Origin of the sequence: Vibrio sp. Vb339, assembly GCF_902751245.1 — a bacterium.
Taxonomy (GTDB): Bacteria; Pseudomonadota; Gammaproteobacteria; order Enterobacterales; family Vibrionaceae; genus Vibrio; species Vibrio coralliirubri.
Genome location: NZ_CADDIS010000001.1, coordinates 963,099 through 986,427 on the forward strand (window position 1 = coordinate 963,099; position 23,329 = coordinate 986,427).

Sequence of the window (23,329 nt, forward strand, 5' to 3'; positions counted from 1 at the left end):
TCCAAACTACGTTGACGGCCTTCTCTTTGAAGGATTGGGGCGGTGGTATTTGGGGTAGTGTTGTTATCGGATAATAAATTGCCCACCATTAACTGGTGGGCTGAATTTTTAGATGGAATAGAAATAGTAAATCTGTGCTTTCATTCGAATGATTATTCCACGGATAGCATCAAGGAATGATAGGTAGTGACTTGGTTTTTCGCCGCTTATCCATGCAAGTCCTACCGCCCCTACTGGAATGTCATAACCTTCAGGCTCGTTAAGTTTGAGGCGTACAAAGTGATACTTGTTCTTCACATTTTGTAATGTCGTTTTCGAAACGGATAACTCACGACCCATGCTGCCAGCTTCTGACTCTCCGGTAGCTTCAACTATGCCTTGAACTTCAGCAGAGAATATTTTTCCTGGGTAAACAGGAGATGCAAACTCAGCAAGTTGTCCAGCTTTCACATTACGAATAGCTTGATGATTGACTCGCATTAATACGTATTTTTCATCAGTATACATTTGCATACGTGAGAGTATGCCTACGTATTGACCTTCTCGAAGAATAAAGTTAGTGACAAAACCATTCGAAGGGGCATGGACTTTTGTTTGATCTAGGTTCCATAGTGCTTGTGCGTGATCTTCTTTCGCTGAGTTAAGCGTTGCTTTTGCATTCATGGCGTTAAGCTTCGCTTTTTCGATATAGATTTTTGATTCCGTCACTTGGACTTGATTACGTGCAATTTCATTTGTTAGAGATTGAACATTATTTCTCGCTAAAGACACCTTTGTACGCTGCTCGTCCATTTGTCTTTCTGTGATGGTGTATTTCACCTTCGTATTTTGCGTGACATAACGGTTGAGCGTGTTAGTTTGCAGAGCTAAGTCATCTTTCGCAGAATCAAGATTACTTTTAGATATATCTAAGTTGATTAAGCCTGTTTGAAATTGTGTATTTGAAAGTTTTATTTCTTCTTGAGCGACCATAAACGCGACTTCTGCTGCTTGTTTTTTTGTAGCCGCTTGGCTTTCTTGAATCTGATAAACGTCTGAGTCTAATTCAAATATAAGCTGACCTTTTTTAACTTTAGAATTTGGCTCTATGTGTATTTTATTGACCTTGCCTTTAATTTGAGTATTACCCGGTCTCAGTTGTACGTGTGGTGCTTGAACAACTGAACCACCAGATAAATCCATTGGTGTGTAATTAATTAATCCGATCCACACAAACCCTAACCAAAGTCCGCCACCAATATAAGCAAATAGTTTGAACGGCTTGTTCCAAGGAACTCCAAGCAGGCGCAGGATATATATAAACAGTGCCCAAATCGCTAGACCTTCTAACATAATTTATCTCCTTGGCTTTCATCTAATGTGTATTGGGGCTGTTTTGCACCGCCATGCCAAATATCACGAAGACGAATGATAGCTTGTTCGACGTCGAGGAAAGCGATGATGATGGCGAGCACCCAAACCCAGTGCCAAACAAAGCCAACCCATGTCAGCACTGTTATAAGCCCTAGTTGGCGGTGCTCGCTAGCGTGAGCTTTACTTATTGGAAGTTCGTGTAGTTTCCAAAATGCAATAGCTGCGGCGCAAACCGATACGATCAGCACGACGGCGGCGATACCATGAAGCACAATGTCATTAGTGCTGTCGACAAAAGGAACGCTGACTAAACTCATAATCTTTTCCTCGATAATGTAAATGTTGATTTGTGGGAACACAAAAATCTGGATTAATAAGATCATAAGAGATGGTACGAAATTCACAGCTCGTAAAATTGCTAGTCAATTAAGGAATAAATACGAGTCTATTGTTGAGTTCAAGGCGAAAGGTAAAAACTAGTAAAATATCGAGGGTTAATTAAAATCACTACACGTTAGCATAATGAACAATGATCATTACTTGGTGTAAGTCGATGCAAATTCAAAGTAAAGAGGTGTTGTTCTTCGTGGAAGTGACCAACTTCTCTAGCTTCAGCGATGCAGCTGAAGCAATGAATATTCCTCAACCAACGGTAAGCCGAAGAATTCTGGCTCTTGAAGGAAAAATAAAATCTCAGTTGTTTTTTCGATCTAAGAGTGGGGTAGTGTTAACAGAAATTGGTTTGCAGTTTTTAAATGGAGCATTGGAGGTAAAACGAAGTTTGAATTCCTTGAAAAAAATCGCAAACCAAGGAGAAAAATATTCGAAAATTGTGATTATTGAGGCGCTTCAACCGTTGGCTATTTTATTAATGAATAGTTTCCTACCATTCTTTAGAAAAAGCTATCCGGATATTGTTGTCGATTTAAAAACGCTGAAAAATAATGAGCAAGCACAAAATTTAGGTGATGCGATTAGATTGCAAGGAAGGAAGATGGATGTGGAACACAATAGAGTCATTCATTTTCTTCAAGCTAAAAGGAACTATTATGTGTCTGCTCGATTATGGGCAGAGCATCCAGAAATAAAACATCCAAGGGATATTTTGGGTTCTCATGTTCCTTGTATTGATATCCAGCAACCTAAGCAAGTTGCTGGCAGATGGCGCTATTATTTTGATGGTGAGTATCATGATCTAAAGGTTACCCCTTCATTAATTGTCGATGATGCGATTAAGGCGAGGGAGGCACTATTGAACGATATGGGTATTTCGTGGAACGTTGATGTCTTGATGAAAGAAGCGGTAAAACACGGTGAGGCCGTTGAACTGTTTGACTCTAGTTATTCATGCCGCGAAGACGCCTATATCACTTACAAATCGAGTAAAGAACTGTCGGAGCCAGAGCAGATTTTTATTAACACTCTGCGCTCGTATTATTCAGTTTGATTGACTTAAAATGGGAAATGGATGAACTACACTAACCCGTTTTTTATCGCAAAAGGTACCAGCTCACTGGCACTGTTAAGCTTAAGTATTTCAACCATTTTGTATTTATGAAACTCAACTGTTCGGCTTGAAACATTGAGAATATTGGCAATTTCTTTTGCTGAATGACTTTCTGCAAGAAGTTGTAGTACTTGCCTTTGACGTGAAGTCAGAATATCGAGCGGGTCTTTCGTTCCTTGATTATTCTTGTAAGCATCCATGATGTCTGCAGCGAGCGTAGGTGTAATATAAGTCTTGTTGAGAAGTACCGTTTTTATGGCGGTGAGTAACTCTTCTGGGGCGGCGTGCTTGAGCAAATAACCATGCACGCCGATATCTAGGGCTTTCATCGCATATTTCAATTCAGGGTGCATAGTCAGCAGAATGATTTTAACGTCTTTATTGGTTGCAATGATTTTTTCGGCGGAGTTGATGCCATTCATTATAGGCATTGAAATGTCGGACACGATAATATCAGGCTTTAGCTCCTTCGCTTTTTGAACCAATGCATTACCATCTTCTACTATGCCAACCACTTGATACTCCTTGGCCAGCAAGTTTTTTATACCTTCAGCAACCATCACGTGGTCGTCTGCAAGCAAAACTGTTTTTGGGGTCATAGTTACATCCTTTGTATACCGTTACTCTTACTTTAGCTTTATCACATTCATCTAACAAGCGCTCGTTTAAAGCATCATAAACGAAACTCTAGTCATGCAAACTAGTAAATTTCCGAGTATGAAAAATCCTTGATAAAGATGACAATTCATTAATTGTAACTGAAGGATAGGCTTAAAGATGAATGTTCAATTTATCGGTGATGATAGGTTATTTACGGCAGTTGAAAGTTTACTCTTTCAACTTAAAGAAGTGCGCTTATATAGTGTGAATACTAATTCAGATGATTTCTGCAAGAACATTCATGCTCTGATACTTGATAGTAAATGGTTTCGCGAGTTTACTGTACAATCAACGCCAAGACTGGCTTACAAAGTGGTTGTAATCGGGCCTTATATTGACGATTGCAGTAAGTCCTCCTTCACGACAGACACTCAGTACACCTACTTAGCATATAGTGAATTAGAATCTAAGCTCCCTCCCTTACTGGATTCATTACTTTTCTCATGCGAAGAGGGCCGCGGGGAGTAGGTGTTCATGGCGACGATTTTTAATGCAAACCTGGTTTTTACCTTGCGCCTTGGCCGTATACAACAACGTGTCGGTGCACTGAACAAGTGTATCTAAAGATTGCTCTCTATTTATTGTCGTCATGTAACTAATACCGATGCTTACGGTGGCATGAAATACTTGACCCTGAAAGTCCTGAAACGTAATTTCTCTAAAGTTTTGACATATGGTTTGCGCGATACATCGCGTCTGTTGTATCGACATATGTGGAACGAAAGCGATAAACTCTTCGCCTCCCCAACGGCCAATAACCCCATCAACATCTGAAATAACCTTATTCGCACTGTTCGACAATGCTCGAATGACATCATCACCGACAGAGTGCCCATAGTTATCATTGACCTGTTTAAAATCGTCGATGTCCATCAATAGGCAGGTCAATGGAGTGTGTTGTGAGATTTGGTTTTCAGCCCACGAATAAACCGCTCTACGATTCAGTAACCCCGTCATATCATCATGATTGGCTTGGTATTTGAGTTTGTTTTCTAGAACGACTTTTTCTGTTACATCCTCTAGGACGACCTGCACGGCACGCTCGCCTTGCCAATCGATAACGTTGTCATAGATATTGAAGTATCGACTCACGCCATCTAACCCTATATTTTCAACGACATTACTCGCTTTAGACTGCTTTCTTTCGACGAGGTCTAGATATCGCTGCTTTACATCTTGGAGTGTATGAGGGGGTAACAGTGACAGGATTGTGTTCATCTTAAGAACTTGTTCAATCGATTTGCCACCTTGTAGTTTCACCCAAGATTCATTAACGAAGAGTGGTTTAAAGTTCTGGTGAACAAGTATTCCTTGAGCCGATTGTAAAATCATATCTCGGAATATTTGGTCTTGCTCTCTGGCTTCAAGAAGCTTCGAGTAGGTGAAATGTATATCGAAGAACGTCATTTCTACCGTTGTCAGGGAGCCCCATATAACCTTCTTAAGAGTCAAGGCGACTGGTATTGTACCGAGGTGTTGGTTTGCTATGTTAAGGACTAAAGCCTGCGACGTAGAGTGATCTTGAAGAGCAAGTTCAACCTCATTTTCAATTTGTACTTTATCGGAATCCGAAAACAGATCTGTCAACGACAGAGAAGCTAGTGCGATAGACTGCTCAGGGGTATATCCTAGCAACTGACAAAGCCCTCTATTAATCTTTACAAGGTTCATTTCAACTAGAATCGCTGTGCCATAGCATAGGCTCATTTGTTGGTCGGGCATGGTTGCCTTCCTCTCTATGTTCTCATTACATTCATGTTTACCTTGGCTTCCCTGAACCTCTGATCGAATTCACAAGGGTGAGTGTTGGATTATATAGTTAATGACAAGTGTGAACGATGACGGGTTAAGTATGTACCCATACAAGAATGGAATACCTAGAAATGTAGGTAAGAGTGATGTCATGCTTATACCAATCACAATGAGTAAGTGATCAAAAATAGCGTAGGAAAAGGCTCGAGAACAAGGCGGATCTTTTCGACAAGTAGGTTCGATAAGTTGTTATTCTACAATCAAAAATTCTAACGCAGTTATCGAGCCTTTTAACAAGCTAGGGTGAACAGTTATTTACTACGATTGGTATTATAATTTGAGGATTATTTAGCGTTTGAGAGGTGCTGTCTTATTGAGCAAAAAAATAATCCATTATGACTAAACGTTAAACTTTCTAAGATCTCAGAGCGGTTAGGTACTAAACAAGAAGGTCACTGGGGTGCCCATCTTCTACAAATAAAAAAGAGTGAGCGTAATGCTCACTCTTGATGTCTGCCTATAGGAGGCTGTGACTTAGAATCGGTAATCGAAAGAAACCATAACTTGTTGAGTATTGTCGATTTCTACGTTATTTTCTTCGAAATCTTGAGCAAGATAACGATAAGAGATTTCAGTCGACCAGTTATCATTAATTTCGTACATCGCACCAACTTGACCGCCCCACACAAATTCTGTTGAACTCTCGTTTGCCACTTCACTGTCTGCTGCACCCAACGATACACCTGCAAATAAGTTAATGTCGTTGTAAACAGGCAATAGGTAGTCGTAAGATGCTAAGAATTTACTTTGTTCTAGCTTGTCCATGTAACCGTATGTAGCCATTAATCGGTGGTTTTCTTCAAGTATCGCACCACCACGAATTTCAAAAGAAGCATCTTCGCCGTTGGTTGCATTAAGGCCGCTTACGTCATCATTTTGATAACCCGCACCGGCACCCACAAACCAGTTCACATCTAGATCAGAAGCGATAGAAGGTGCAGTTGTTAGAGCAGTAAGCAGAAGTGCTGAGATTGTCGTTAACTTTTTCATAATCAAATCCTATATATATAAAATGGTTTTAAAATGTTTAGCCAGGTTTTTACCCCTTTTGGCTTGAGGTAATAATCACAGATTTTATTTTTATTAATAACTGTAAAACTTACTAGTGAACGTGAGTAAAATTACTAGTGAACTCATGTTTCAAATAATTAGTATTATTACTAGTTAATGTTTAATGCTGCTTTGATTAATATTTTGTTTCGACGTGAACCATTCATTGTATTAAATAAAGAGAGATTGACATGTACAGTATAAATAGAAGTGTGGTTAAGTTTTGCGTTTTATTTCCTATGAGTTTCTCTTTGCTCGCACATAATACTCATGAGCACAGTGACGTTGATGAGACGGGCTTGTCGATGGCTGAAGAACGGTTACGACTTGAACAAGAAACACAAGAAAACCCGTTTGTACTAACGCCACATAAAATGAACTACATTCTCCCCTATACGAAAACAGATTCGATTAATCGAGGTGCTTACTCGAATAACCCAAGTTGGCAGGAAAACTTTGAAGATCAAGAAGCCAAGATCCAGCTGAGTCTCAAAGTGCCTCTCAACTACGATGACTTGTTTCTTACAGACGATGCGCTTTATTTTGGCTTCACTGCTCAATCTTGGTGGCAAATTTATTCAAGCAATATATCGGCACCTTTCCGAGAGAGTAATTACCAACCCGAACTCTTTTACGTGGCACCAACTCAGTGGACGCACTTTGAACACAATTTTGGCTGGGGCGTAGGGGTTGAGCATCAATCCAATGGGCGAAGTGAACCGTTATCGAGGAGTTGGAATCGAGCGTATTTGGTTGCCCTTTGGGAGAAAGACAATACTGCTTTTGCCATTCGACCATGGGTAAGGCTTAGTGAAGATGCTGAAGAGGACGACAACCCAGATATTGAAGATTACATGGGGAATTTTGAAGCAACCGCAGCGTATAAATACGAGGATATAAAGTTGTTCGGAATGGCTAGAAACAACTTTTCGACACACAAAGGGTTTATTGAACTAGGCATAACATTCCCTATCTGGAAACGTTTGAGAGGCTACATTCAATACTCAGACGGTTATGGTGAATCTCTTATCGATTACAATCATTCACAACGTCGATTCGGTATCGGACTCGCACTTACCGATCCTATTTAGTTTGTAATCTATCGTTCAATATAGGTGATGATTCGCATTAATTAGTAACTATATCATCACCTTAGTTCATGTCGCTTAATCTTAACTGCCTAATTGAGATCTCTTTCCGCTCTAGTGAGAAAAAATTAGCCTTCTGACTAGTAATTTTCACAGGTGTTACTAGTAAGTCCTCGAGTATCGAGTTCCTCTCTTATCCCGCAAACTTAACCCATCAAATACGAACGATGAACGATAGCACTGCTGATAGAAGCTTGCGCACCTTTCATCTCATGTTAACTCAATACGTAAGGTATGATTATGAAAAGCCAATCAAAAAATACCCTAGTTGCACTTGCTATTGCTGGAGCCATTACTGGTTGTAGCCAAGAAGAAGTGAAAGTTGTCGATAAATCCCCACGCCCTGTAAATGTTATTGAAATTGGTGTTCAAGATTCGACTTACCAGCAATATTTCGCTGGTCGCTTAGAGTCTGTTGATGAGGCCAATGTCGCTTTCCGTGTTCCTGGCACCATTACTGATGTGTATGTTGCTCCGGGTGATATGGTTAGGAAGGGGGATAAGCTAGCTACGCTTGATCAACATGATTACCAAGTTGCTTTACTCGAATTGCAAGCTCGCTTAAGTGAAGCAGAATCGGCTCACCGCCTAGCAAGCTCAGAGTTACGCCGTGTAAAACAAGCAATTGCGGATAATGCAATTGCCACAGTAAATCTTGACCGTGCAAAGAGTGGTTATGAGCGCAGTAAAGCCGCTATTGAAGTTGTACAACAAAATATTCAAAAAGCAGAAGATGCAATTCGTTATACCACACTGAAGGCACCGTTTGATGGTGTGGTTGGTCAACAAAATAGTGAACAATTTGAGCAAGTACTTCCCGGTGTTCCAGTTTTCAAAATCCATAAGCCTTCTAAGCTTCAGGCAGAAATTGACGTTCCAGAAAGCCTAATTGAGCGCTTTGATTATGGTCAAACTGCTAATGTGACTTGGAGTGGTTTCGAAGGGACTTTAGCCGCTGTCGCGACCGAAATTGGCACAACACCTCATCCAATTAAGCAAACTTACACGGTTGTTTTTGAACTAGATGAAAATGAGGCTTCTCTGTTACCAGGCAAAGCGGTGGTCGTTGAAGCGCAGTTTGAGAACGCCGCTAATATCCATTGTCTTCCATATTCAACAGTTTTCCAACACGAAGGTCACGACAACGTCTACGTTGTTGAAGATTCGAGAGCCGTGGCAAAACCCGTTAAATTTGAATTGTTACTAGGAAACGATATCTGCGTAAGTGGAGCGATTAAATCAGGTGACAATGTAATTTCATCAGGTGTTGGTTTTATTAAGCCCAATCAATTGGTTGGCGATCTTTTTACTATGAATAAAGACTAAGGGGCGGATTATGAATATTGCAGAATTTGCCATTAAACAAAGAACGTTTGTCGCCTTTTTCACTGTGCTATGCATTATTGCTGGTGTCGCTTCTTACTTTAAACTCGGTAAGCTAGAAGACCCAACATTTACAGTAAAAAGTGCTGTAGTTGTAACCCTTTATCCTGGTGCTTCAGCGAAAGAAGTTGAAGAACAGGTTACGGATAAAGTCGAAACTAAACTTCAAGAAATGGCGTCACTCGATGAGTTGCGTTCCCTTTCAAAGCCCGGCATGTCAATGATATTTGTTGATTTGCGTGAAGACATTCAATCTTCTCAGCTACCGCAAGAATGGGATTTGCTTCGTCGTAAAGTGAGTGACGGTAAGCTTCAGCTACCTGCCACCGCACAAATCAGTGTTGTTCAAGATGAGTTCTCTGAAGTGTATGGCATGCTTTTCGCGATGACGAGTGATGGCGTTCCGATGGCAGAGTTGAAAGATCATGCTCAAGAACTTCAGCGTCGACTTAAAGCTGTGAAGGGCATTAAGAAAATTGAGTTGCATGGCGTTCAGCAACAGGTAGTGAACATTGAATTGCCAGAAGAACGTTTAGCTCAGTTCCATATTTCAGCGGCTCAAGTGATTAGCCAATTAAATAGTCAAAATGCTATCTATGATGCAGGTCGTTTTAAAGCAGGGACCGAGCGTATTCGCATAGAGCAAAATAGTGAATTTCAATCGGTTGATGATGTCGCTAACTTTATGATTAAAGGTGGAGTAGGTGGTCTGAGTACTGGTCTTATCCGTCTTGGTGATATTGCTGAAATTACAATGGGTTACCAAGAGCCAGCACTAAGCATTAGTCGATTCAATGGTCAAAATGCAATTACACTAGCGGTAAGCCCAGTATCTGGAGTAAACGTTGTTTCGCTAGGTGACGAACTGCGTGAAACTATCGCTGAATTTAAGCAGACTTTACCACTTGGTGTTGAAATTGAAGACATCGCATTCCAGCCAGACGAAGTAACAAAATCAATCAACAATTTTGTAAGTAACTTGCTTGAGAGTGTATTGATTGTTGTTGCGGTACTTTGGGTATTCATGGGCGTGAAAAGTGCCATGATTGTTGGGTCTAGCTTATTGATTACTATTCTTTGTACTCTCATTTTTATGAATGTCATGGCTATTGACTTACAACGTGTATCTCTGGGTACGTTCATTCTTGCGCTTGGTATGCTGGTCGATAACGCCATTGTTATTGTTGACCTATTTACAGTTAAGTTGAATAAAGGTGTTGAACGAACTAAAGCAGGTATCGAAGCCGTTAAAGAAACTGCGTTACCTTTGCTTGCTGCAACCGTCATTGCTGCTATGGGTACATTACCGGTGATGATTTCGAATACCGATGCTTCGGAGTTTTCTGAATCTGTACCACTGATTATGATGTCTTCATTGCTATTGTCTTGGTTAGTAGCAGTTTCCGTTACGGTTCTTATGTGCTGGACTTGGCTAAAAGCGACTCCTCAAACTAGTGACCAGAAGGAATCAAAATTTGCAACGGGTTATCGTAAAGCTGTGAATTGGATGGTCGATAATCCGAAAAAAGGTTTGTCTACTGTTATCCCACTGATTCTTATTACTCTTGCGCTTATTCCCCAAGTTCGAGTGGTGTTCATGCCAACGTCTGACCGAGCAATCGTATTCTTGGATTACTGGCTACCAAATGGCGCTCAAATTGAAGAAACGTCAGTAGACATGACAAGAATTGAAGATTGGTTACTTGAACAGCCAGAGATGAAAAACTTCTCTACTTATGTTGGCGCAAGTGCCCCTCGTTTCTCTGTAACTGTTGAGCCAGAACCCTTTGACCCAGCATACGGCCAGATACTGATTAACACTGTTGATTACGCATCTATTCAATCTCTAGTTGAACGTGGTGATACTTGGCTGAAATCAGAGTTCCCACAAGCTGAACCTCGCTTTAGAGCTCTAAAGCTAGCGACATCAGATAAGTACAGCATCGAAGCTCGATTCAGTGGTCCAGACCCTAAAGTTCTGAAAGAGCTGTCTTTAGAAGCTCAAGCAGTACTAGAGCAAAACCCGAACGCAAAATACATTCGTGACGATTGGCGTCAACCAAGTAAAGTCATCAAGCCACTTATTAATGAGGAACAAGCACGTAGAGCCGGTATTAACCGCACTGATATTGCACTTACGCTTAAACGTGTTTCAGATGGTTTCCCTATTAGCCAGATGAAGATTGAAGATGAACTTATCCCAATTCAGGTTCGTGGTCGTGACATTACAATCGGTGATTTGAATTCAATACCTGTGCAGTCACTACTTGGTATGCACACAGTTCCACTTGGTCAAGTTGTTGATGGTTTTGATTTAGAAATGGAAGAATCGATGATTTGGCGTCGTGACCGTGTTCCTACCATTACTGTTCAAGCTGGCGTAGAAGGGACGACTGTCGCACTGGCTCGTGAATATAGCCGAGAAGCGATTGAAGCGATTGAGCTTCCAGTGGGTTACACAATGAAATGGGGTGGTGAGTACTACGACGAGAATAAAGCGATTGTTGATACTCTTTCTAACCTACCAGCTGCGATGTTAGTGATGGTTATCATCATGGTGGCGATGTTTAACGGCTTTAAACAGCCTGCCATTATCTTTGGTACAGTGCCTTTGGCATTAACCGGTGTAGTCGCGATGTTATTGATAGCAGATAAAGCATTTGGCTTCATGGCATTGGTTGGCTTGATTTGTCTGTCGGGCATGATCATCAAGAACGGCATTGTATTGATTGACCAAATTGAACTAGAGCGCAAAAACGGAGCTGAATTATCGGACGCAATTAAAGAAGCAACAATGAACCGAACAATGGCAATTTCAATGGGTGCATTAACCACTATGCTTGGCATGATTCCACTTATGTCTGACTTACTGTTCGACCAAATGGCAGCAACGATTATTGGCGGGTTAGCTGCGGCAACGTTCTTATCACTCTTTGTAATGCCAGCTCTGTATAAATTGTTCTATAAATCAGAAGCTGAGCAGAACAACGAAGTAGATTTAACAACCATCTCTAACCAAGCACAGTAACGAGGATAACATTATGAAATTACGTAAATTAAGCCCTGTTTTACTTTCGTTGATCCTTGCTGGCTGTGCAGTAGGCCCAAACTATGAAGCGCCACAAGATGTGGTTGGGAATGACTTTCTCTATAGCGATGTACAAGGCGTTACCGAGAGTGGCCAGGTAGTGCAATCAGAATGGTGGTTAGCATTTGATGATGCAATGTTGAATCAATTAGTTGAACAAGCTCAGCAACAAAACATCACGTTAAAAATTGCAGCGGAAAGAATCAAAACGGCGCAGTCTTACCAGAAAGCAATTGAGTCATTTAAAGTACCAACTATTGGTCTATCAGCAGGGGCTACGAGCTATCAAATTAGTGAAAATGACCCTCTTGCTGGACCTTTAGTCAGCCCTGGCGGTCTTGGTCCCCAAGTGAGTGCTTTAACTGGTGGAGATGCGCTCATCGATAACCAGTATGAGTTTGCCACTGTCAGTGCAAATATTACTTGGGAAGCGGATGTATTTAATCGCTTAGGCTACAAAGCCGAGTCTGCAGAGATTCGAGCAGAACAAGCTCAAATCCTAAAAGAAGGCATGACTACGCTGATAACTGCCGATGTGATTCATAATTATCTGCAGTACCGTGGAGCTGAGCAACGTAAAATACTGGCGTTAGAGACCATTGAATCTCAAAAGCAAACGCTCAAGCTGGTGCAGAGTGTTGTAAGGAGCGGTTATGGTTCTGAATTGGATCTCGCGCAAGCTAAGGCAGCGCTATCAATGACTCGCTCTGTAATGCCTCAACTTGATATTGCTCAGAGTGTTCATAAACAACGTTTAGCTATCTTGCTTGGTGAAACATCAGCAGATATGAATCAAATGCTGACCGTCAGTACCGAATTAGCTGATTTCAGTGGCGTAGTACCGATTGGTTTGCCATCAGATGTGTTGAGAAACCGCCCTGATATTCAAATTGCTGAACGTGAAATGGCAGCGATTAACGCTGATGTAGGGGCTGCAATAGCAAACAAGTACCCTAAGTTTTACCTAACGGGTTCACCAGGTTTACTAGCAGGCGATTTTAGTGACTTATTCAGCAGTGATTCTGCAGCATGGGTAGCGAGTGTGGGCGTTAACTGGACCATTTTTGATGGTGGGCGTTCTGATGCGCTAATTGAGATTCAAGAAAGCCGATTCCAAACAGCTGCTTTGTCTTACGAACAATCCGTAAACACTGCGATTACAGAGGTTGAGACGTTGCTTTATGCTTATGGTAGTAGCCAAGAGTTACAGTCATTAGTTGCCGATACGCGTGTTCAAGCAGATAGCACTTTGAACAAGGCGAACTCACTTTACAAAGCGGGTCTCGTTGATTACATGACGGTACTTGATGCTCAGCGTCAACAAAACCTAGTGAAAGATCGTGAAATTGCGGCAAGCTTGCAAACTTCACAAGTCATCGTGGGCTTACATAAGGCACTGGGTGGCAACTGGGAAGTACCTCAAAGCACTGAAACGCAAGAAGCAACACAAACAAACTAATTGAAGCTGCGCTCACCGCTCCTGTGAGCGCATTTCAAGTTGAAATTTAACCTGAACGATAGGTATCGTTATGGAATTTGAAAATAATATCTTACAGCTAAGCTCATTTTTCGCAGTGACAATGGGCATTGTAGTTCTCTTCATTGGTCGTCGACTCAATCAAGTTGTTGGCTTCTTAAAAGAGTTCAGTATCCCCGAACCGGTATCGGGCGGTATTCTTGTTTCAACGCTCTTCGCTCTACTTTATGCAACAACCTCTATTGAAGTGCAGTTTGACCTTATGGCTCGTGATGTGCTGCTTGTCTATTTCTTTACTACTATTGGTATTAACGCCAGCCTAAAAGATCTATTGAAAGGCGGGAAACCACTGGTTGTTCTGTTGGCCATCACTATCTTCTTTATGGTTATGCAAAATATCGTGGGGGTGTCTGTCGCTTCTATGTTTGGTTTAGAACCTGTGTTTGGTCTATTGAGTGGCAGTATTTCATTAATAGGTGGTCACGGTACAGCTATCGCTTGGGCACCAAGAGTCGCAGAAGAGTTCGGTTTAGAAAGTGCGATGGAAATCGGCATTGCTAGTGCAACGTTTGGATTGATTCTTGCCAGCTTGATGGGTGGGCCAATCGCAAAGTATTTGATCAAAAAGCATGATCTAGTACCAGCAGAGTCAGCTAAGCAAGAAAATCAACAAGATACGACATCAACAGCAAAAGAAAGCCTGACTTCATTTCAATTCTTAGATGCGGTTTTAGCGATTCATATTTGTATCATTGTTGGTGTTGTTCTCAATGAAGTGATTAGTCAGACAGGTTTGCAGTTACCTCTTTTTGTATCATGTTTGTTCGCGGGTATTGTGATCACTAATGTAATCCCTGATTCATATCCTCGAATCTCAGGAACTAAATGGCCAACTCGTTCTGCGGCTATCAGTTTGATTGCAGACATTGCATTGGGTACTTTCCTTGCTATGTCACTGATGAGTATGCAGTTATGGACTTTGATTGATTTGGCTGGCCCTATCTTTGCTATTCTTGGTATGCAGCTTTTGCTTGCCGTTGTTATCAACATCTTTGTTGTATTCCCATCAATGGGTAAAACATATGATGCAGCCGTTGTCTGTGCTGGATTTGGTGGTATCTCACTGGGATCTACTCCTACAGCAATGGCAAATATGTCGGCGGTAAGTCAGAAATATGGTCACTCAGCACAAGCCTTCATAATTGTTCCACTTGTGTGTGCGTTCTTTATTGATTTAGCCAACGCACTGATCATTCCTTATTTCATGAAGATGATGTAGTTAGCCGTGAAATCTATTACCCGAAAGATCTAAAGTAAGAGGAGAAACGCTCTTACATGGAGAGAATTGTGATGATTAATCGCACTGTACGTTTGATAATGTTGATTGGCTCGTTGTCAGGTTGTGCTGCGGTTAATCATCCAAGTAACCCCAATGCTATAGATGAAGTGAAACAAGAGGGGGGATATGCGTTTTCCTCTTCTTATCATGAAGACAGCCAAATCTCTGTGATCTTGGCATTCTCAGGCGGTGGCACTAGAGCTGCCGCCTTGTCTTATGGGGTTTTAAAACAGCTTAATGACACTCAAATAATGGTCAATGGAGAGCCTCGCTCTCTGCTCAGTGAAGTGGATGTCATCAGTTCTGTATCTGGTGGTAGCTTCACTGCGGCATACTATGGTTTGTACCAAGATAAAATTTTTAGCGAATATGAAGAGAGCTTTCTTAAGCGTGATGTTAAAGACGATCTGCTCTCAAAATTGCTCAGCCCTTCAAGATGGTTTTCTGCATTGGGAAGAACAGATCTCGCAAATGATTATTACGAAGAAGAGATCTTCGGCCAAAAAACATTTTCTGATATTGATACTAAAACCGCCCCATATATCATAATCAACGCGTCAGATATCACGACGGGTGTTCGCTTTTCATTTATTCAAGAGTATTTCAATGTGCTTTGCTCTGACGTGAGTCAGTTCCCTATTTCCAAAGCCGTAACGGCCTCTTCTGCTGTTCCTGTCTTATTCGAGCCTGTAGTTCTAGAGAATCACCAGGGTTGTGAAACTAATGATTATACTTCAATGGGGCAGATTTCTTTAAATGAACTCTCTTTTCGTTCTAAGAAAGCCGTGCAAAATATCCGAGAATACAACGATAAAGATAAGAATCGTTATATACATTTAGTGGATGGTGGGATCACTGATAATTTGGGACTATTAGCGATATATGATCTGTTAGAGATAGGTGATTTTCATATGAAGATGGAATATTCAGGACAGAGTAAGCACCACATCATGGTCATTTCTGTAGATGCATCGACGGAACCAGAGTTGGGTATTGGTCAAAGTGTTGACTTTCCTACTGTCGCCCAGACTCTAAATTCAATCACTGATATTCAGTTACATCGATATAATGATGCAACCAAAGCACTATTTATTGATTCTATGGAACAGTGGGCAAGTGAAGCATCTAATGGCAATGTGGAAGTGATCCCACATTTTATTCAAGTTGGTTTCGACTACACAAAAGACCCAATTGCACGTCAACGGTTTAACCAAGTTCCTACTGATTTAACGATTGATGCGAATACTGTCGATGCCATCATTTACGAAGGACAAACTCAATTAAAAGATAACCAAACCTATCAAGCCGTTGTAGAGCAACTGGTGAGTCTACCCTAGCAAATGATCAGCTGTTTTTTAGTATTTTCCTAATTCGTAGCTGGTAATTCTACGAGCACCCAACCCGAGTAAACCTCAGTAAACTGACTGTAAATAAACAATACAGCACATTTGGTTGTGTTTAAGGATTGAATATGAATAGTCAAGTAGCGACTCACTCACACTTTAGAACAGCCACTGTCAAGAACTTGCGTACAGTAGATTTGACGACTAACTTTCGTGTTCAAATCCCTTTGGGTTCGATGACAGCAATCATTGGTTTTGTGACGATGTGTTATCCGATTGTTGACAAAGATTGGTTCGTTTCGACCTTGTCAATGTGTCTAGCTACAATGTCTATTTTTTTGATTTTTGGTATTGTCATGGCGAGTGGTTCACTTCAAAAACTGACGCACTCACTTGGCTTCAAACGCTACGCGATTTTGATTATTAATTTACTTATTACCGCTGTTTTTATTACTGAATATGTTGAGTTGACACTAACGTATCTAGCCTTCTCAGTAATACTATATTTTCTTGCCGACGAATGGTTGGGAATTGTTACCGCCTACCGTTATCATAAATTCGATTCTCTGCTTTTCACATTGTTGGATAATATTCTCACTTTGGCTGCTTTGATCATGTTGGTTACTGGCTTTGAGTTACGAGGTGAGCCTGTAGTGACATTGATACTTGGTCTCAAGGTTGCGCTATTGGGCTGTGAACTTATGCTCTCAAGTAAAAGTAAGCGCGGTTACTAGGGCGTGTTGACCTTTCGCGGTTAAATTTTTTCGAGATAAAAGCGTTTTAATCGCGGCGAGGGGGAGGCAGCCTAGTCATCCTAAGCAAATCTACCTCAACAATGAGTAAAACGCTTCTTGCGGGGCGCCCAGCTCAACCCCTTCGGGCAGCGTTTTCTGGTCATTTCTACTGCATTATCGATCAATAGAACACTTCAGTACATTAAACTGCAGGTAACAAAAAAGCCCCTGATGGTATGTCAGAGGCTTGATGGTGTTCATTGCGTAGGGAAGGCTAGGGAGCCTTAATACTTACCCTATTAGAAACGGAATTCAGCGCTTAGTGCGTAGCTGTTGTCTACGATTTTTGCTTCGTACATTGTGTATTCCAGTGCAACACGAACAGGACCTAGAGTTACACCTGTACCCACACCGTAGTAAATGTCGTCTGTATCACCTAGGTTACTTTGGAAGTGACCGATACCTAGACGACCGTATACGTCAAAAATCGTAATAGGTAGTGTTAGTTTTGTACTTGCTAACCATGCATCTGAATAAATGTGTTCGAAGTCTTTGTGTGTATCAACAAAATCCGCGTATCCAGCTTCAACCGATAGTAGGTCATTAATCTGGTAGCCTAAGTAAAGGCTGTAGCCGCTATTCTCATCACTGAAATCTGTATTGTCGCTTTCAGCTTGGTACTCAGAATATAGGTAGCTAGCACCAATGTATGGGTCAGCGCTTGCTTGAGTTACGAAGAAGATAGCAGCGATAGGAAGAATAAATTTGTTCAGTTTCATGGTTTAAAGCTCTTAATATAAAGGTTAACTAATGTTCCCTAATCCTTCAGCGGGTGATGTGTCTACATCAATTCTTATGTCCTTATTGCAAGTGACTACAGGGAACGTTATGCCTTTCTCTCGTTTGCATGTCGCCCCTCACTTGCGGTGTGGAGCTATCATGCAGATTTTGTGATTCGCTGACATAACGTAAAGCTCACCAGTTCATAAAGTTTCATAACTTCAATATCAAGAAAATATAAAGTTAATTATTACAGTTAGTTAGGCTCTATTTTTGTTGAGAGAATTTTAGGGGCGCTCGTATTAATTTTTGCTTGCTCTGAGTTTTGACAATAACCGCCGTGAATTTTATGGAAATGCTTCTGAATGATGTCGGCTGAAACGAAAATTGTGAAAAATCACACACAACAGGTCGAAATTATCAGCAAAATCATTGGATTGAAGCTATGTTTAGACGATAAGAAGAGCCATAAAGAGTGAGTGAGCGTGAATGCTTGAGAAAAACATCAGTTTTATCGTCGATGAGTGGCAGTTTATGCCTAACGAAGGGCAGATTCAGTTTGCTGATTCGTGTATTACGATTGATAACCGCCTCACTAAGTTGCTTGAGTTCTTATGTTTGAACCCGGGTTTGACTCATACGCGTGATGAGTTAATTGAAGAGGTTTGGAATGGCAGTGTATTAACCGACCAAGTTGTCACCCAAGCGGTATTTGAACTACGAAAAGTTCTGAAAACACACAGTAAAAGGGCAAGCAGCTATATTGTTACCGTTCCAAAGCGTGGCTACCGATTTGATGGTGAAGTGAAAGTTGAGAAAGTAGAGCTCCAAAAACCTGATTTCCAAAAAACAACTCTCCAAAAACCAGAGCAGCTTGATGTTAATGAGCGCCAATCAACGCCTGAAGCCAAAGAGTTTGTCAAAAGAGAAGATAGGGAAGAGGGCTATGTAAAGCCATCAGAAAATTCTCCAAGAACTAGAAAGCTGTATTACATACTGGCGTTTTTGGCGGTTGTCATTGTTTTACAATCATCATATATGTGGTTTTCTCAGAACAAACAAAGCCCTTCGCAAGCAAGCTCGGCTCACTCATTAAGTCATTATGAATTTCGTTATGTTGTATTGAATGTAACGGAAGAGGTTAAGGCGCAACCAGAGCTCTATGGAATCGTAATTAAGCTGATTGAACATATTGGTTTTTATAGCAATATCAGAGTGGTTAAGTCTGATGAGCATAAGAAGTTGGCCGCGATTGAGTTTAATATCTCAACGGCAAAAAGCAGTGACGGCAAGAAAACACGTTTATTGGTGAAGTATGTTAACCGAGCGTCGGGAGGCATGCATTTAAATCGTCGTTATTCCACCAACTTTGCTCGCTTCCATGAGACGTTTGCTGCGATGATCGACGATCTATTGCGTGCTATGTATATCGATGTGCCTGAAGAAGAGTTACAGCGCAATATTTCTGTTTTTCCTCAGGATAAAGAATCGGTCAAGGCGTTGATGTCTGCGACCGGGGTTTCTTACAGCACCGTGGATTTTGATATGGCGCTTAAGCATTTTCGAGAGGCCAGAGCGCTGGCTCCAGATAACGCTTATGCTATTTCAGTGAGTTACATAAGTGAAGTGCTGGCGGTTTTCTCTAAAGATGAGGAAAATATTCAACCTAGAATCAAGGCGTTGAATGAGCAATATTCCTCATCTTTATCTGCCATTCTTAAGCGAGGAAACAATCCTCGTGTTTGTGAAGCGAACGCAATATTAGCGCTGTCTCAAAGTGAGCCTGATAAGGCGTTAAAGATCTTGTTGTCGATTCCTTACAATCAACATACCCCTCTGACTTATCTGTTAATGGCTAAAGCAGAAGAGGCGCGTGGCCATATCACGGGCGCCAAAGAGTTGTACTTACAAGCGACACAAAATACCTCTTCACCGATTGCATTGACGCTAGCCGGTCCGTTGTTCTTTGACAGTAATTTAGACAAACTGATTGAACAACTTCAGGGCGTCAAACTCGACGTTGACGGTAAATAGTGAAAGTTAAAAGCAGATAAAAGCGGTAGCAGTAGAATTAGCAGTCGCACTGGAAATAGCAGTTGCACTAGAAACAGCAACTGAAACCTAACTAATGCGTTTCGCTTCTCTATTACATGATAAGGCCTCGGTTACCGAGGCCTTTCTGTAAGTGGAGAGTTCTTCTTTAAGACTTTAGTTACGCTTTTCTGCAACAGCAGAGAATTTGGGTAAGTAATTAAGTTGCCGCTTGGGTGCTTGATTAGAGTATGAAACATCTTAATCTCAAGGATCTTTCCTTCGATATCATCCCCATCTGCAACAATTATTGAATCGCCAATTCGGTAAGGAAATACGAAGAAGATCAAAAAGCTCGCGGTGATATTACTCAGAATTGACCATTGGGCGATGAAGGCGACACCAAAAACCGTCACCAAGGACGAGATGAAAATGGTGAAGTTGCCATAGCCAATCCCACTGACGATGATATAGGTCGCAAACAACAGTATGAACGAGAAAATGTTGAAGCAGCGAATGATGAACATTGTGCGTGTCGTCGCGACAGACTTTACTTGTGCAAGGTTGATAACGGTCGTCGAAATAAAGCGCTTGAGAAGCCAATAGGCAAGAATAAATACAAGGGCAAGCAGCAAATCATATTGCTTTAGTGTATTAAAAATGTGGACTAGAAAGTTCGGCATAACGACCTCAATTGTGTTGAGCCGTTATTGTGCATAGTTGCTTGAATGTGCGCATCATCAAACGATTATCGTTTTATAATACGAGAAATGAATAGAAGCCATTTTTGATTTCAATAAACCTTGTCGATATGGATTTTAGTAACAAGTTATTGATAAGTAGTACTTTATTTTTTGTTTATATTTTTATAACTGATATGTAAGCCTTCTGTGATGTCTAATGTCATTCAATTTGTAGAATAAGCGCTCCTTTGTTCATCATCGAGTTAGTCATGACAATCATAGTTATAAAGTTAGTGTTTATTTATATCCATAAAAGGCGAAAAACCAAGCAGTCAAAGCCGTTAGAAATGAGGTTCTTTTAAGATGCTGACCTTACTCATTACTCAATTCATAATTTTCTGGACAGTAGTTGGTCGTATTCGCGCAACGTCTGTTTCTACACGCTTGAAATCGAGAGTCGGTGCTTCTAAAGGCTTTAAAGGAAATAGATAAGAATCGCTTTATAACAGGCAAACTTGATTGAAGAACGATCTTAACTCACCAATCAAGCTCTGTTTTGACAATACGGCTCAGCACGGAACTGAGCTTCGTATTCATGTTCTGAACGCTTAACTGGTGAGTGTCGGTAATAGAGTTCTTGTTACTGTTATTGCTACTATTATTGCTATTCAGCGAAGTTAGACGGGAATAACGCTCTAAGCGCCTCTTCATCACGTTCGGTTTTAAACTCAATGCCTTTGCCTATTTCGCGAGCACGCAGTGCAGCAGGGCGGGCGTTGATTGTATCGAACCAGCGCTTTAAATTCGGGTAAGGTTCTAAGCCTTCTTCACCAAGCACAACCGGTGCTTTGTCAATCCAACCCCATGCCGCGACATCGACGATGGTGTACTCATTTCCGACGAAAAACTCACGACCTTCCATATGTTTCTCTAACACTTCGTAGTGACGCTGTGCTTCGCGTAGATAACGATTTACCGCGTAATCTAAGCCTGCAGGTGCAGCATGACGGAAGTGTACCGATTGCCCAGAGTATGGACCAAGTCCACTCGCGATAAACATCATCCAAGATAACAGTTCAGCTCTGTCTTCTGGCTGACCAGCTAGCTTGCCTGTTTTCTCAGATAGGTAGAGCAGGATAGCGTTAGAGTCGAATACACGTTGTCCTTCATCTTCAATCGCAGGCGTTTTGCCATTTGGATTGATCAAACGATATTCCGGTGAATGCTGCTCACCCTTTAAGGTATCGACAGGAACAAGTTCAAAATCTAGGCCTGTCTCTTCCAAAAACAGAGCGATCTTCATTGGGTTGGGTGTTTGGTGAAAATAGAACTTAAGCATGGGGTAACTCCTTGTATTGGTCATTTATTAAAGCACCACTTGAACGATCGTTCAATGATTGATTTTTGAATTTTCTGTGAATCGACTGATTTGATACCACACCCTGTGCCTTTTGAACTTGGCTGTGTAAACGTGAATGAGCGTGGACTGAAAGGGATATAGCGTTTTAAGTTGCTGAAATAATGAACATAAAATGCATATTTAGGTTTGATATTGAGCTTCGAAACTTACGGATTTAGATAGAATAGGCAGGTGGGATTCGAAGTTAAATATTCCAAAGTAATCAAGGGAACGCCTCATAACTCGAAGCTATCTGGATATTTGAGCTTACTCTGGCGCATAAAATCGTGATCTGCAGCCACACCTTATGCAACAAATGAATATCAACCTTGGAGAGTAAGGTTTGGTTCACGGTTTTTTAATCTTGGGGGCTTACATTGGTGAGCAAATCTGATGTGAACACTTAACGACACAGGATCTTTCCATGAAAAAGAACATTATCGCCCTCGCTCTTGGTGGCATGCTCGCTTTTGGCGCAACACCTTATTCTTTTGCTGATAACGATGGCGCTGTACAGGCTTCTGCGGACTACGCGCAGTTGGTGACTAAGCGACAAGTTGTCGACCAACTACTTCTTGATGCGTTGCAGGCGTTTAAGTCTCCGGCAAGAATTTCACACGCGGGCTTCACGGCTAAAATGCCAAGCAACATGGAAATTGTGACTAACCGATTGTTAGAGGCGTACCAGCTAGAACCTTACCGTACTGACCTGTTGATTTCGGCTGCCAATGCTCAGATCTACAACAAGAATGCAGAGCGCGCTATTGAGCTATTTGAGCAAGCATTGACGGTTGCGCCAGACGATGTTGACCTTCACGCTTACCTCGCGGTTTGGCAAAGATTTGAAGGTAATGAAAATGAATCCAACAAGCATATGGAGAAACTGGAAAGCCTGAACAAAGGTAAAGCAGAAGACATCAAACGTATTTTTTCTACGGTTGACCGCGTGTTAGAAACACCACTGAAAGAGTCGGCGGAGAAAGGTTTATTGGATGAACATGGCGCCATTGTGACTTTGGGCTACGCGCTTAACCCTGATGGTTCTATGCATCAAATCTTGATTGAACGCCTTGAAACCACATTAGCAATGTCGAAAGCGAACCCTGATGCAATGCTCGTGTTAACGGGTGGCGTGCCTAAGAACCACAAGACAGAAGGTAAGTTGATGGCAGATTGGCTTATCGAAAAAGGGGTAAGCAAAGATCGCATCATTGAAGAGAATTACGCGACCAGCACGGTAGGTAATGCCTTGTTCAGTAGCTACGCGCTTGCTCGTCATGATATTAAGCACGCGACCATTATCAGTTCGGCGAGCCATGTTCGTCGTGGTCAAACTCTGTTTGAAATTGCCAGCTGGCAGACGGGCCCTCAGGGCATTACTTTCGATACGGTCTCTTACCCAGACAAGCCGCTAGAAGATCTTAAGAATGCGAGCAGTGGTGAGCTATTAGGTATCTACCGTGATGCTCTCAGAACTTATGGCATGTGGAGCTACCGTTCTTACCCACTGGAATCTCGTTAAGACTAAGCATTATTTGCGTT

Annotated in this window: 18 protein-coding genes; 10 read left to right on the forward strand and 8 right to left on the reverse strand. The window is 41.5% G+C overall.

What is annotated here, in order from left to right; all coding sequences use genetic code 11:
• Nucleotides 1-108 precede the first annotated feature (108 nt).
• A complete protein-coding gene (locus HRQ85_RS04260) occupies nucleotides 109-1,332 on the reverse strand; it encodes an HlyD family secretion protein (RefSeq protein ID WP_172378804.1) in 1,224 nt (407 codons plus the stop codon).
• Entirely contained in the window at nucleotides 1,326-1,670 is a 345-nt protein-coding gene (locus HRQ85_RS04265) for a hypothetical protein (protein ID WP_048614891.1), read from the reverse strand. The genes HRQ85_RS04260 and HRQ85_RS04265 overlap by 7 nt, the downstream gene beginning before the upstream one ends.
• A 236-nt stretch (nucleotides 1,671-1,906) precedes the next feature.
• On the opposite strand from HRQ85_RS04265, the gene HRQ85_RS04270 reads away from it, so the two are divergent.
• Nucleotides 1,907-2,800, forward strand: a complete 894-nt coding sequence (locus HRQ85_RS04270; protein WP_172378805.1) for a LysR family transcriptional regulator — start codon at nucleotides 1,907-1,909, stop codon at nucleotides 2,798-2,800.
• A 26-nt stretch (nucleotides 2,801-2,826) separates the two neighbouring features.
• Here HRQ85_RS04270 and HRQ85_RS04275 read toward each other — a convergent pair whose 3' ends face one another.
• From HRQ85_RS04275 to HRQ85_RS04285, 3 genes are all read right to left on the reverse strand, one after another.
• A complete protein-coding gene (locus HRQ85_RS04275; RefSeq protein ID WP_086968415.1) occupies nucleotides 2,827-3,459 on the reverse strand; it encodes a response regulator in 633 nt (210 codons plus the stop codon).
• 502 nt (nucleotides 3,460-3,961) lie between these two features.
• Nucleotides 3,962-5,242: a sensor domain-containing diguanylate cyclase gene (locus HRQ85_RS04280; RefSeq protein WP_172378806.1), complete on the reverse strand. Its 1,281-nt coding sequence runs from the start codon at nucleotides 5,240-5,242 to the stop codon at nucleotides 3,962-3,964.
• A gap of 564 nt (nucleotides 5,243-5,806) precedes the next feature.
• Entirely contained in the window at nucleotides 5,807-6,322 is a 516-nt protein-coding gene (locus HRQ85_RS04285; RefSeq protein ID WP_172378807.1) for an outer membrane beta-barrel protein, read from the reverse strand.
• Nucleotides 6,323-6,573: 251 nt separating this feature from the next.
• Between HRQ85_RS04285 and HRQ85_RS04290 the strand changes: the two genes are divergently transcribed.
• The 7 genes from HRQ85_RS04290 (at nucleotide 6,574) to HRQ85_RS04320 (ending at nucleotide 16,894) form a co-directional block, all read left to right on the forward strand.
• Nucleotides 6,574-7,473 carry a phospholipase A gene (locus HRQ85_RS04290; protein ID WP_086968402.1) on the forward strand — a complete coding sequence of 300 codons (900 nt, stop codon included), beginning with the start codon at nucleotides 6,574-6,576 and terminating at the stop codon, nucleotides 7,471-7,473.
• A 297-nt stretch (nucleotides 7,474-7,770) separates the two neighbouring features.
• Entirely contained in the window at nucleotides 7,771-8,856 is a 1,086-nt protein-coding gene (locus HRQ85_RS04295) for an efflux RND transporter periplasmic adaptor subunit (RefSeq protein ID WP_172378808.1), read from the forward strand.
• Between the two features lie 10 nt (nucleotides 8,857-8,866).
• Nucleotides 8,867-11,941, forward strand: a complete 3,075-nt coding sequence (locus tag HRQ85_RS04300; RefSeq protein WP_172378809.1) for an efflux RND transporter permease subunit — start codon at nucleotides 8,867-8,869, stop codon at nucleotides 11,939-11,941.
• A 13-nt stretch (nucleotides 11,942-11,954) separates the two neighbouring features.
• Nucleotides 11,955-13,460, forward strand: a complete 1,506-nt coding sequence (locus HRQ85_RS04305) for an efflux transporter outer membrane subunit (RefSeq protein WP_048615505.1) — start codon at nucleotides 11,955-11,957, stop codon at nucleotides 13,458-13,460.
• A gap of 70 nt (nucleotides 13,461-13,530) precedes the next feature.
• Complete coding sequence (gene gltS / locus HRQ85_RS04310; RefSeq protein WP_048615504.1) at nucleotides 13,531-14,757, forward strand: sodium/glutamate symporter; 1,227 nt, start codon at nucleotides 13,531-13,533, stop codon at nucleotides 14,755-14,757.
• Nucleotides 14,758-14,828: 71 nt separating this feature from the next.
• Nucleotides 14,829-16,154, forward strand: coding sequence for a patatin-like phospholipase family protein (locus HRQ85_RS04315; protein WP_253918843.1), 1,326 nt, complete (start codon nucleotides 14,829-14,831; stop codon nucleotides 16,152-16,154).
• Between the two features lie 134 nt (nucleotides 16,155-16,288).
• Nucleotides 16,289-16,894, forward strand: coding sequence for a hypothetical protein (locus HRQ85_RS04320; protein ID WP_048615503.1), 606 nt, complete (start codon nucleotides 16,289-16,291; stop codon nucleotides 16,892-16,894).
• Between the two features lie 299 nt (nucleotides 16,895-17,193).
• On the opposite strand, the gene HRQ85_RS04325 is transcribed toward HRQ85_RS04320, so the two are convergent.
• On the reverse strand, nucleotides 17,194-17,673 hold the full coding sequence (locus tag HRQ85_RS04325) for a porin (RefSeq protein ID WP_017094086.1): 480 nt from the start codon (nucleotides 17,671-17,673) through the stop codon (nucleotides 17,194-17,196).
• A gap of 490 nt (nucleotides 17,674-18,163) precedes the next feature.
• Between HRQ85_RS04325 and HRQ85_RS04330 the strand changes: the two genes are divergently transcribed.
• On the forward strand, nucleotides 18,164-19,708 hold the full coding sequence (locus HRQ85_RS04330) for a winged helix-turn-helix domain-containing protein (protein WP_172378811.1): 1,545 nt from the start codon (nucleotides 18,164-18,166) through the stop codon (nucleotides 19,706-19,708).
• Between the two features lie 131 nt (nucleotides 19,709-19,839).
• Here HRQ85_RS04330 and HRQ85_RS04335 read toward each other — a convergent pair whose 3' ends face one another.
• Both HRQ85_RS04335 and HRQ85_RS04340 read right to left on the reverse strand, forming a co-directional pair.
• Entirely contained in the window at nucleotides 19,840-20,388 is a 549-nt protein-coding gene (locus tag HRQ85_RS04335) for a mechanosensitive ion channel family protein (RefSeq protein ID WP_172378812.1), read from the reverse strand.
• Nucleotides 20,389-21,052: 664 nt separating this feature from the next.
• A complete protein-coding gene (locus tag HRQ85_RS04340; protein ID WP_172378813.1) occupies nucleotides 21,053-21,727 on the reverse strand; it encodes a glutathione S-transferase family protein in 675 nt (224 codons plus the stop codon).
• Between the two features lie 484 nt (nucleotides 21,728-22,211).
• Here HRQ85_RS04340 and HRQ85_RS04345 point away from each other — a divergent pair, with 484 nt between their 5' ends.
• Nucleotides 22,212-23,309, forward strand: coding sequence for a YdcF family protein (locus HRQ85_RS04345; RefSeq protein ID WP_172378814.1), 1,098 nt, complete (start codon nucleotides 22,212-22,214; stop codon nucleotides 23,307-23,309).
• Nucleotides 23,310-23,329: the final 20 nt, after the last annotated feature.